The 12,531-nt window shown below is 47.9% G+C and carries 5 protein-coding genes and 1 CRISPR repeat array; of the genes, 1 reads left to right on the top strand and 4 read right to left on the bottom strand.

The window, feature by feature from the left end:
- Window positions 1-10: 10 nt before the first annotated feature.
- From QJT81_10330 to rpoE, 3 genes are read right to left on the bottom strand one after another with little or no spacing between them, the layout of a single operon-like run.
- Complete coding sequence (locus tag QJT81_10330; protein ID WGZ96329.1) at window positions 11-901, bottom strand: MucB/RseB C-terminal domain-containing protein; 891 nt, start codon at window positions 899-901, stop codon at window positions 11-13.
- Complete coding sequence (locus QJT81_10325) at window positions 888-1,490, bottom strand: sigma-E factor negative regulatory protein (GenBank protein ID WGZ96328.1); 603 nt, start codon at window positions 1,488-1,490, stop codon at window positions 888-890. Before QJT81_10325 ends, QJT81_10330 begins: the two co-directional genes overlap by 14 nt.
- Before the next feature lie 37 nt (window positions 1,491-1,527).
- Complete coding sequence (rpoE, locus tag QJT81_10320; GenBank protein ID WGZ96327.1) at window positions 1,528-2,103, bottom strand: RNA polymerase sigma factor RpoE; 576 nt, start codon at window positions 2,101-2,103, stop codon at window positions 1,528-1,530.
- Window positions 2,104-2,215: 112 nt separating this feature from the next.
- On the opposite strand from rpoE, the gene nadB reads away from it, so the two are divergent.
- Entirely contained in the window at window positions 2,216-3,814 is a 1,599-nt protein-coding gene (nadB, locus tag QJT81_10315) for an L-aspartate oxidase (GenBank protein WGZ96326.1), read from the top strand.
- A 377-nt stretch (window positions 3,815-4,191) separates the two neighbouring features.
- Window positions 4,192-11,982: direct repeats of the CRISPR family, unit length 37 nt; unit sequence GTTTCAATCCACTCCCAACTAATAAAGCCGGGAGAAT.
- A gap of 253 nt (window positions 11,983-12,235) precedes the next feature.
- Here the strand turns inward: nadB and cas2 are convergent.
- Window positions 12,236-12,526 (bottom strand): CRISPR-associated endonuclease Cas2, encoded by a 291-nt coding sequence (cas2, locus tag QJT81_10310; protein WGZ96325.1) that lies wholly within the window; start codon window positions 12,524-12,526, stop codon window positions 12,236-12,238.
- Between the last annotated feature and the right edge of the window lie 5 nt (window positions 12,527-12,531).

Raw genomic sequence — 12,531 nt, 5'->3', positions numbered from 1 at the left:
TGTTTTTTGATCAGCGGACATACTGTAAGCCTTCACTGATATGTTGCAGGGTCACAGCAGGAACCTCGCCCACCAGCGTAATCTGATGCTGCGCAACCTCTGTCGCATAAATATTCATTGCACCGGCTGACAGCCCGATACTGTCTAAAATGCTGGGCGTACCCGGAGGCGCGATGAATACCGACACGGAAGTCATACCATCCGACAAAATGATTTGCCGAATAGGCGCTTGCCCATTCACACCATCCTGCTTTAAATCCTGAACTTGTTGAAATCCAGCCGGTAATGAGGCAAATACCCAATCCGTTGCAGGTGTAGCAACGATAGGCGCTGAACTAGCCGCACTGGCTTGAGCCGGAGCAGGTAGAGTCTCTTGTGCTGGCGCAGCAATATCCAGCGTTGTAAACATCAACTGTTCAACTGCACGGTGCGAACGGTCAACCAGTGAGTATTTCAACAACATACCACTCTCTGGCTCAATGCAGTAACGCTGCAAGTAACGCATTTTATCACGCGGGCGTGCCACCACAATCTGGCAACTGCGGTTAGCAACGAATTCCTGCCCACCTAAATCCAAGGCATACACCTCTTCCATCAAGGGCTGCACTTGCTGGAATTTTGCCAGAGAGAAACTTTCCACATTCTCGCCCGCCGCGCCTTTACCTTGCGCCAAACGCACTACACTTTCCTTTTCCGTGCCATTTTCCAGTGTATGGCTAATTTGGTAATTGGAAAGCTCATTACCCTGAGAATACACCAGCGTCCCCGCATAACTCAGGGTATGCACCGCCGTGTGCATTTTAGCAAGTAAATCCACCGCTTCATTTGCCATGCCCGGCGTAGCCCATGCCAAGCTGCCTGCCAACACAGCGAGTGAAACCGTGTACCTAATCGTTAGCATAAGAAACCGCCCGGATAGATGGTGCAATAACGGTGGTAGAAGCATATTTGACATGCTGTGCCACATACTGTTTCAAGATGTCGCGGGTCTGCGGATCAACACGCCCCACTTGCTGAATACGGGTATCCGCATCGGCAACCACAGTAGAAGTAGTCGCGTTCACCGGTGCAGTAGCAGGTAATGCGGCTGCCATTTGTGCATTCGGGGTCGTTGGCTGGTTGAAAAACAGCAAACCACCCACCGCAACGGCTGCCACGGTTGCCGCCATTCCCATGCCAAACCAACGATACGCTTGCACACGGCTAGGCGCTGCTGTGGTATTAGCACGCGCTGGCATGGCAACCACGTTATCCGGCGCATAGGCTGGCTCATCCGCCAATTCGTCTTGAATGCGGGATAGCAAGGAAATACCCTGCCCCATCGGTTGCCCTTTGCTGGCACGCATGGTTTCGCCGATAAAGGCGTAGCGTGACAAGGTTTGCCCTAATGCGTCGTCTTTTTTCAGCTCATCGAGCAAACGACGCCGCTCAAATTCACCGCTCTCGTCGTCAAGCAATGCCGACAAGAATTCTTCTTTACTGGTATTCATAGTTTCACCTGCACCTGAGACACTACTCTCGGGGGTTTTAGCCAAGTAAGGGTCTCAATACTTTATCAATCGACTCACGCGCCCGGAAAATCCGTGAGCGTACAGTACCTATTGGACAGTCCATTGTCTCTGCAATTTCTTCGTAGCTCATGCCTTCCAGCTCCCGCAGCATGATCGCGGTACGCAAATCTTCCGGTAAATCCTCAATGGCTTTCGACACCGTGGCCTGAATCTCTGCGGTCAGCAACTCGCGTTCGGGAGTAGCGTATTCCTTTAGAGCAGACTCACCCTCAAATTGTTCCGCTTCATGTGCATCAATATCGTTATCCGGTAAACGGCGGTTTTGGGAAACCAGATAATTTTTGGCACTATTGATCGCAATGCGGTAAAGCCATGTATAAAAAGCACTCTCACCACGAAAGTTTTTCAGCCCTTTGTAGGCTTTAATGAAAGCTTCCTGCGCGACATCCTGAGCGGTATCGTGGTCGTGAACATAGCGCAACACAAGGCTGACAACCTTGTGCTGGTATTTCAACACTAACACGTCAAATGATCTTTTATCCCCCGACTGGACACGTTGCACCAGTTCGAGATCGGTTAGGCTCATGCCCATCAGGGCCTTACTCCTTGGTTATTATCTCACTAAGACTATATGCTACATGCCATACAGCAATATTAGAATAGTTAAACCTGATCAATTCCGCACAGGAATAAGCGAGATAAATATGTATGATGTATTAATCATCGGCAGCGGTGCGGCTGGCCTTACCCTAGCACTCAGCCTGCCCGACGACTGCAAGATTGCGGTATTGAGCAAAGATGTGCTCACCGAAGGCAGCACTGTCTACGCCCAAGGCGGCATTTCGGCGGTTTTAGATGCCACCGACAGCGTGGCTTCGCACATTGAAGACACCCTCAACGCAGGTGCAGGTTTGTGCGACGAAGCCGCCGTGCGTTTTACCGTGGAAAATGGCGCAAGCTCGATCAAATGGCTGCTGGAGGCGGGCGTACCCTTCACCCGCGAAGAAAACGATACTGAGCGCCTACACCTAACCCGCGAAGGCGGACACAGCCACCGCCGCGTCGCCCACGCTGCCGATGCCAGTGGCGCAGCGATTGAACACACGCTGGTAGGGCAAGTGCGCCAGCGCAGCAATATCAAATTATTGGAACACCACATTGCGGTCGATTTAATTACCTCGCGTAAATTAGGGCATCGCAGTAATCGCTGTATCGGCGCGTATGTGCTCAACCGCAAAGCCAAACGCATTCAAACCTTGCAAGCGCGTTTCACCGTGTTGGCAACGGGTGGCGCAAGCAAAGTTTATCTCTACACCAGCAACCCCGACGGCGCGAGTGGTGACGGTATCGCGATGGCATGGCGTGCCGGTTGCCGCGTTGCCAATATGGAATTCATGCAATTTCACCCCACCTGCCTGTATCACCCCCATGCCAAATCCAGTTTGATCACTGAAGCGGTACGCGGCGAAGGCGGGCGTTTATTGCTACCGGATGGAAGTCGCTTTATGCCGCGTTTCGATCCACGGGCGGAACTCGCCCCGCGTGACATCGTAGCGCGGGCGATTGACCACGAAATGAAACGGCTGGGGCTGGATTGCGTTTATCTCGACATTAGCCACAAACCGCGTGAATTCATCCTCAGCCACTTCCCGAATGTGTATGCCACCTGCGAAAAGTTTGGCTATGACATGAGCAAGCAACCCGTACCGGTTGTGCCTGCGGCGCATTACACCTGCGGCGGAGTGATGGTTGATAATCATGGACACACCGATGTGGATGCCCTGTATTGCATTGGAGAGGCATCCTACACCGGGCTGCATGGGGCGAATCGGCTGGCGAGCAATTCCTTGTTGGAATGCTTGGTGTATGGCAAGTCGGCAGCACAAGACATTATGCGACGCTTGCCAGAACCTGCACTTGATTTGCCGATCCCTAACTGGGATGAAAGTCGCGTGACGGATTCGGATGAGCGTGTGGTAATTACCCATAACTGGGACGAAATCCGGCGTTTTATGTGGGACTACGTGGGCATTGTGCGCACCACCAAACGCTTGCAACGGGCGCAGCATCGCATTGAATTATTGCTACGCGAGATTGACGAATACTACGCGAATTTCCGTGTCACCAGCGATTTAATCGAATTGCGCAATCTGGCGTTGGTGGCATGGCTGATTATCCGCTCGGCGATCAATCGCCCCGAAAGCCGAGGGCTGCATTACACCCTGGATTATCCAAAGACGAATGTTAAATTAGAGGGAATTCCAACGATTTTAGACCCGATTACGACTTACCATCCGCATTAAGCGGGTAAGTACTTACTTAATAAAGCCGGGAGAATTCGGTATCCATTGTGAGAAAGGAAAAGAGGAATTAGTTTCAATCCACTCCCGACTAATAAAGCCGGGAGAAGGTCGGCTTTTGCCAACAGGGCTTTCACCACTTTGTTTCAATCCACTCCCGACTAATAAAGCCGGGAGAATTTTGCATCCGTTGATTTGCTGGTGATTGATGAAATCGTTTCAATCCACTCCCGACTAATAAAGCCGGGAGAATCTGACCAGCATAAGTACTTATGCAAAAGTTTTTCGGAAAAACCACCCCTTACAAATCAATCGGTTACGATTGCAAAGTTCCGAGTAACTTATGCCTAAGTACTTATTAATAATACAGGCTCATGTGAGTTTCAATCCACTCCCGACTAATAAAGCCGGGAGAATCGTTAGGCGCGAACACCAAGAGCAACGCCCATAATGTTTCAATCCACTCCCGACTAATAAAGCCGGGAGAACACGGGAAGTACGCCATGCACGTTTTAAACTTTGCGATGTCAATCCACTCCCGACTAATAAAGCCGGGAGAACACAAATTGCAGGGATTGCCCCGCGCATATCAACACTTGTCAATCCACTCCCAACTAATAAAGCCGGGAGAATCAGTGACAGAGAGCTGAAAGAGTGGGCGATGAAGGTTTCAATCCACTCCCAACTAATAAAGCCGGGAGAATTTTCAGTTCGTCAAGCATGGTTTCAATGATTGCTTGTTTCAATCCACTCCCAACTAATAAAGCCGGGAGAATTTGACGCAAACGGCGACAGTATCAGCGTGTGGTTGTTTCAATCCACTCCCAACTAATAAAGCCGGGAGAATGCTTTTGCTTTTCAGTGGCTCTGTGCTCAAATTGTTTCAATCCACTCCCAACTAATAAAGCCGGGAGAATTTTCAGTTCGTCAAGCATGGTTTCAATGATTGCTTGTTTCAATCCACTCCCAACTAATAAAGCCGGGAGAATTTGACGCAAACGGCGACAGTATCAGCGTGTGGTTGTTTCAATCCACTCCCAACTAATAAAGCCGGGAGAATGCTTTTGCTTTTCAGTGGCTCTGTGCTCAAATTGTTTCAATCCACTCCCAACTAATAAAGCCGGGAGAATTGGACAGTTAAAGCAACTCAGGCAGCGGTGCAGCTTGTTTCAATCCACTCCCAACTAATAAAGCCGGGAGAATACAACCTATTCAGCAAATACTACGCGGTTATTGATGTTTCAATCCACTCCCAACTAATAAAGCCGGGAGAATTGCAAAAATTGGCATATCAATGTTTAAATCAAGCGGAGTTTCAATCCACTCCCAACTAATAAAGCCGGGAGAATGGTTAATGCCGCCACCGAAGCGCTCACAACTCGCATTGTTTCAATCCACTCCCAACTAATAAAGCCGGGAGAATGCAGCCACTGCTAATTTTTCTGCAACCTTGATCAATGTTTCAATCCACTCCCAACTAATAAAGCCGGGAGAATTTGCAACCGAATATGCGCGTGCGCAATATGCCCGTGTTTCAATCCACTCCCAACTAATAAAGCCGGGAGAATAACCACTGATCTTAGCGAAAAGCTGGCACTGCTGGTTTCAATCCACTCCCAACTAATAAAGCCGGGAGAATTTCCTACGGATTGCAGGCATGGGGTGCAACGCGGGTTTCAATCCACTCCCAACTAATAAAGCCGGGAGAATATGACTCACCGCTTTAATGTAACCCTTTCTGACGAAGTTTCAATCCACTCCCAACTAATAAAGCCGGGAGAATCCTCTGCGGGCGTAAGCCGTTCCCCAACCCTGCCCGTTTCAATCCACTCCCAACTAATAAAGCCGGGAGAATGCAGATCGTCCAGCGGTTCATCTTCCAGGTCTTCAGGTTTCAATCCACTCCCAACTAATAAAGCCGGGAGAATACTATTCCCGATGGTTTGGACTTTTCGCCCTATCTTGTTTCAATCCACTCCCAACTAATAAAGCCGGGAGAATCTTGAAGAAAGGGAGAGGCAAGACTCAGTTTAGGTTTCAATCCACTCCCAACTAATAAAGCCGGGAGAATGTTTGTTAGTGTTTGCAGACAATGATACAAGCGGCGTTTCAATCCACTCCCAACTAATAAAGCCGGGAGAATCAGTAGTCGATTCAATGCTAGACCGGTATTTTTCAGTTTCAATCCACTCCCAACTAATAAAGCCGGGAGAATCGATTAGTCGTAGTTTTGTTATGTGCCGATTGGCAGTTTCAATCCACTCCCAACTAATAAAGCCGGGAGAATAGCTCGGTAATAGGCGCTGATACGTTTGAATCACTGTTTCAATCCACTCCCAACTAATAAAGCCGGGAGAATTTGGAACTGACGGAACGAAACAGGCGGCGCATTAATGTTTCAATCCACTCCCAACTAATAAAGCCGGGAGAATGACTGAATCAATGCAGGTTTAGCTAATATAGTACGTTTCAATCCACTCCCAACTAATAAAGCCGGGAGAATTTATACCCGTTCAGCAACTCGAAGCAGCGAGAAAAGTTTCAATCCACTCCCAACTAATAAAGCCGGGAGAATAGCAGGCAAAAGAATTTCAAGCCGCGATTGCAAAGTTTCAATCCACTCCCAACTAATAAAGCCGGGAGAATTACGTATATGGATTCTGGACATTCTGAGCAGATGGTTTCAATCCACTCCCAACTAATAAAGCCGGGAGAATTTGGTTTCCTTATGTTATCCGGCTTGTTTAAGTTCGTTTCAATCCACTCCCAACTAATAAAGCCGGGAGAATCTGCTTAGATAAGTATTGGGACAAGTCCACAGACGTTTCAATCCACTCCCAACTAATAAAGCCGGGAGAATTTCATCGTCTGCTTTTCGCCCGTCTTTTGTCAGGTGTTTCAATCCACTCCCAACTAATAAAGCCGGGAGAATCTGCCGCATCTGGTGCGATAAAAGGCGTAAATGCCGTTTCAATCCACTCCCAACTAATAAAGCCGGGAGAATGTAGTGACGTATTCCAGTGATTCGGCAAATGAGTGTTTCAATCCACTCCCAACTAATAAAGCCGGGAGAATATTTTGTACGGTTCGGGCAATGTCGCAGGCGGTAAGTTTCAATCCACTCCCAACTAATAAAGCCGGGAGAATACCAGCGAGGGGTACGCCACCGCTCCCAAAGTCGTGTTTCAATCCACTCCCAACTAATAAAGCCGGGAGAATTGGAAAAGGACGAATCAAATTACCATCCACTGGTGTTTCAATCCACTCCCAACTAATAAAGCCGGGAGAATATCTTGCACGGCAACACAAATACGCGATTAAACGCGTTTCAATCCACTCCCAACTAATAAAGCCGGGAGAATGCAGGAATATAACGCGGGTAAGGTATTTAATGACGTTTCAATCCACTCCCAACTAATAAAGCCGGGAGAATGCGGCTTGTTGGCGGGTTTTGTGACGGCTGTGATGTTTCAATCCACTCCCAACTAATAAAGCCGGGAGAATGCAATCCGGCTTTTTTGTGTCCGTCACATTTCCTGTTTCAATCCACTCCCAACTAATAAAGCCGGGAGAATATGGCAGTATTAGCACCTATTCCGATCGTGGAAACGTTTCAATCCACTCCCAACTAATAAAGCCGGGAGAATATATTCAAAGAAGCTGATTAGTACAAGCGACAAGAGGTTTCAATCCACTCCCAACTAATAAAGCCGGGAGAATCGGCTCTAAGGCAATCATTCACCCAATGGATTCAGAGGTTTCAATCCACTCCCAACTAATAAAGCCGGGAGAATTCAGGCGTGGCTAAATGATGGGAGTGCGAAATAATGTTTCAATCCACTCCCAACTAATAAAGCCGGGAGAATGAGCATGAACGCGGAAATTATCCAGATTTTGAAAGTTTCAATCCACTCCCAACTAATAAAGCCGGGAGAATAGCGGTTGCGCTCTGACTCACTCAGATAATCGAGAGTTTCAATCCACTCCCAACTAATAAAGCCGGGAGAATCCGAAGTGGAGGCGCTTAAGGGCTGCAAGGTGTTGGTTTCAATCCACTCCCAACTAATAAAGCCGGGAGAATGCGGGTGATGGAGTGGGACGGCTCACAGTGGATGTTTCAATCCACTCCCAACTAATAAAGCCGGGAGAATTGAATCTACGCACCAAAGCACTAGAGCAATATGGTGTTTCAATCCACTCCCAACTAATAAAGCCGGGAGAATGTTGGTGGAGTAGTACAAGTACGTGCGATGCGATTGTTTCAATCCACTCCCAACTAATAAAGCCGGGAGAATTTGACGCAAACGGCGACAGTATCAGCGTGTGGTTGTTTCAATCCACTCCCAACTAATAAAGCCGGGAGAATGTTTTTTCCAGCGCGAAGGCGCTTGTATCCGACTGGTTTCAATCCACTCCCAACTAATAAAGCCGGGAGAATTGTATATCCCGCGCATTCGTACTATATTAGCTAAGTTTCAATCCACTCCCAACTAATAAAGCCGGGAGAATTCCCCAACCCTTACCACAACCCGAAAAACGCCATTGTTTCAATCCACTCCCAACTAATAAAGCCGGGAGAATGCTGCACCACTATTTCATAACAAAACTCCTAGTCAGTTTCAATCCACTCCCAACTAATAAAGCCGGGAGAATATACCACGACTTTTGACTATGCGGCGCTTCAGTCTGTTTCAATCCACTCCCAACTAATAAAGCCGGGAGAATGACATGGCAACGAATAAAAAGCAGACGCAGGCTGCGTTTCAATCCACTCCCAACTAATAAAGCCGGGAGAATGCCCGAACCCCCACAACGTGAGGCCGTGGGGGTGTTTCAATCCACTCCCAACTAATAAAGCCGGGAGAATCCCTGCCCGAACCCCCACAACGTGAGGCCGTGGGGGTGTTTCAATCCACTCCCAACTAATAAAGCCGGGAGAATGAACGCTCAGAATTGATCTGTGAGCCTTTCGGGATGTTTCAATCCACTCCCAACTAATAAAGCCGGGAGAATGGTTGTACCCACCTTGTTGGCCTTCGACCAACGGGAGTTTCAATCCACTCCCAACTAATAAAGCCGGGAGAATGCCGTGCGTTTTTCTGAGAGATAGGCAATGACGGTTTCAATCCACTCCCAACTAATAAAGCCGGGAGAATATCACCATTCAATGCAGGAGGTGAAAATATGGCAGTTTCAATCCACTCCCAACTAATAAAGCCGGGAGAATAGCCATTTCACCACCAAACCCTCAACGTGACCGTGTTTCAATCCACTCCCAACTAATAAAGCCGGGAGAATGCGGGTGATGGAGTGGGACGGCTCACAGTGGATGTTTCAATCCACTCCCAACTAATAAAGCCGGGAGAATCATCCGTGAGGCGGGTGGAAAAGCGGACTGGAACGTTTCAATCCACTCCCAACTAATAAAGCCGGGAGAATCGGCACAGAGCCACAAGTTGCAGTCGTTTGAGTGGTTTCAATCCACTCCCAACTAATAAAGCCGGGAGAATGATATAAATTTAAGTGAATTTTTGATGGGTAAAGGTTTCAATCCACTCCCAACTAATAAAGCAGGGAGAATACCCAAGTAAATCGAGCGCAGCAGCAGCCCCACAAGTTTCAATCCACTCCCAACTAATAAAGCCGGGAGAATGTGGTCGTGGTCGTGGTAGTAACGTCCCCAACTGTTGTTTCAATCCACTCCCAACTAATAAAGCCGGGAGAATATTGATGGCTGATTGCGCAGTGCATCCCTTAAAAAGTTTCAATCCACTCCCAACTAATAAAGCCGGGAGAATAACCTAGGATGACTGGCACGGCGACGTTAGAGTATGTTTCAATCCACTCCCAACTAATAAAGCCGGGAGAATAATTAATGCCGCCGTTACTTTTAAACGGTCATCGCGGTTTCAATCCACTCCCAACTAATAAAGCCGGGAGAATGCAGGGCTGGGAGGAGGCGTAAATAGTCGCCAGCATTGTTTCAATCCACTCCCAACTAATAAAGCCGGGAGAATAATGGTTTTCGATCCCTGACCCGATGGCGCTATTGTTTCAATCCACTCCCAACTAATAAAGCCGGGAGAATCCTGTGCCTCTATGCGTGACTGTGCGGGCATAGTGGTTTCAATCCACTCCCAACTAATAAAGCCGGGAGAATCATTGCTAAGCAGGTACTGGCGTTTTTATCCCGCGTTTCAATCCACTCCCAACTAATAAAGCCGGGAGAATCTTGCCTGTTCGTCTTTCTTTGCAATCGCGGCTTGTTTCAATCCACTCCCAACTAATAAAGCCGGGAGAATAGACAGTTAACCAAACTACGCTGGCAGCAGATATTGTTTCAATCCACTCCCAACTAATAAAGCCGGGAGAATCAGGGCTGGGAGGAGGCGTAAATAGTCGCCAGCATTGTTTCAATCCACTCCCAACTAATAAAGCCGGGAGAATGCCATTAGGCAGTGACCCAACGCTTAAAGCGGCGGCTGTTTCAATCCACTCCCAACTAATAAAGCCGGGAGAATACGAGAGCCGCTACTGTGACGACTACGACCGTTATGTTTCAATCCACTCCCAACTAATAAAGCCGGGAGAATGCGGAATGGATCAAGGGGGAAGGATTCGGGGTGGTGGTTTCAATCCACTCCCAACTAATAAAGCCGGGAGAATTGGGGTGTCTCTCAGTGTCTCGGTGGTGTCTTGTGTTTCAATCCACTCCCAACTAATAAAGCCGGGAGAATAAGTCATCGCCCTAGAAAAGAAAGTGGCTCACGAGTTTCAATCCACTCCCAACTAATAAAGCCGGGAGAATCTCATTATATACAAAATACAATAAAATCAAGGGGTTTCAATCCACTCCCAACTAATAAAGCCGGGAGAATAACAACCAAGACGACGGGAAAATCCATAGCATTGGTTTCAATCCACTCCCAACTAATAAAGCCGGGAGAATGTTAGCGGTACGCAAGGAGCTAAGGGCGTGTTGAGTTTCAATCCACTCCCAACTAATAAAGCCGGGAGAATGTAACAAGCTACCCCATGATTTTTTTAACAACGAGGTTTCAATCCACTCCCAACTAATAAAGCCGGGAGAATCAGCCCAAAGGCCACCAACAAGCACACCAGAGAAGTTTCAATCCACTCCCAACTAATAAAGCCGGGAGAATAGGTAAGCTAATCTAGAAATAGCTTACAGATGTAAGTTTCAATCCACTCCCAACTAATAAAGCCGGGAGAATTATCTGGCTATCAAAATGGCTGTACATGGACTGGATGTTTCAATCCACTCCCAACTAATAAAGCCGGGAGAATAAACCTTTGCATCTGGCCTGATGGTTCTTGGTGTGTTTCAATCCACTCCCAACTAATAAAGCCGGGAGAATACAGTCACATTCACCATGTTCCTGGTCTAAAGTAGTTTCAATCCACTCCCAACTAATAAAGCCGGGAGAATTCTATTTCCTCTACAACGTGCTGTAAGTCAAGTTCAGTTTCAATCCACTCCCAACTAATAAAGCCGGGAGAATCTGTTGTTCGGCAAACAGAATCCGTTGCTCATCACCTGTTTCAATCCACTCCCAACTAATAAAGCCGGGAGAATGTGGGCGTGGGTAACGTAGCGTTGCCCACGCTTTTTGTTTCAATCCACTCCCAACTAATAAAGCCGGGAGAATCTGCTTATGACCGCGCAGTGGATGACGCCACCGATGTTTCAATCCACTCCCAACTAATAAAGCCGGGAGAATATTCGCGCATTGCCATATATGACACTGAGCGGGAGTTTCAATCCACTCCCAACTAATAAAGCCGGGAGAATCAAATAATTTCGGGCGTTGGCAAAACAAATGAGGTTTCAATCCACTCCCAACTAATAAAGCCGGGAGAATACACTTTTGATATGTGTCTATCTGATTACGAGGATGTTTCAATCCACTCCCAACTAATAAAGCCGGGAGAATGCAGCGTTTGGTAACTGGCGGCGCGAATCTCCAACGCGTTTCAATCCACTCCCAACTAATAAAGCCGGGAGAATACACGCGAGCCGGTGAGCCTTGGATACGGATAAAGGTTTCAATCCACTCCCAACTAATAAAGCCGGGAGAATACCAGTGGATGGAACGTAAAAGCCCCGATCAGTGTTTCAATCCACTCCCAACTAATAAAGCCGGGAGAATCGCCCATCTGTAAGGGCATAAAATACAAGAGATTTTTGACGAGGTTGCGCGAGCCAAAAAGGTGGGGACGAGAAGGATGGATCGCGGCTAGGGTTCATTGTTTCGCTCCAAATAAAATCAATAGGTTACGATTCCGCGACCCCCCCCGCTAATTCACCATTGCTACAGGTTCGCGTCTCGCCAGTTCACCTAAGGATTATAGCACATTCATCATAAAATCATAAAATCATAAGGTTAGATTGCATTTTAAATCTCACAAAATCAACGGCGCATCAAAGTCCATCGCCCGAAACTTGCCAAACTCCTTCACGTTCTTAGTCAGCGGTTCAGTCAAACGGTAAATCCGCAAATTATCCTCCGTCAGACTGATCTCCTTCAGCAGCGCGTCCTGCAAAATTTCCAGCGTCATCGCATCCACCTTGCACTCAAACACCGACTTCTGCACTCGCTGCCCATAATTCTGGCAAACCTTCGCCACCCGCCGCAACCGCTTGCGCCCCGCCGCTTCCAGCGTCGAAACATCATAACTCACCAAAATCAACATTCGAT

It is taken from the genome of Candidatus Thiothrix putei (assembly GCA_029972225.1).
Taxonomy (GTDB): domain Bacteria; phylum Pseudomonadota; class Gammaproteobacteria; order Thiotrichales; family Thiotrichaceae; genus Thiothrix; species Thiothrix putei.
The sequence above is the reverse complement of the archived record's forward strand: the minus strand, read 5'-3'. Positions and strand labels throughout refer to the sequence as shown.

Coding starts and splice junctions, on each gene's coding strand:
- QJT81_10330 (WGZ96329.1), bottom strand. CDS start 901: ATGCTAACGATTAGGTACACGGTTTCACTCGCTGTGTTGGCAGGCAGC.
- rpoE (WGZ96327.1), bottom strand. CDS start 2,103: ATGGGCATGAGCCTAACCGATCTCGAACTGGTGCAACGTGTCCAGTCG.
- nadB (WGZ96326.1), top strand. CDS start 2,216: ATGTATGATGTATTAATCATCGGCAGCGGTGCGGCTGGCCTTACCCTA.
- cas2 (WGZ96325.1), bottom strand. CDS start 12,526: ATGTTGATTTTGGTGAGTTATGATGTTTCGACGCTGGAAGCGGCGGGG.
- QJT81_10325 (WGZ96328.1), bottom strand. CDS start 1,490: ATGAATACCAGTAAAGAAGAATTCTTGTCGGCATTGCTTGACGACGAG.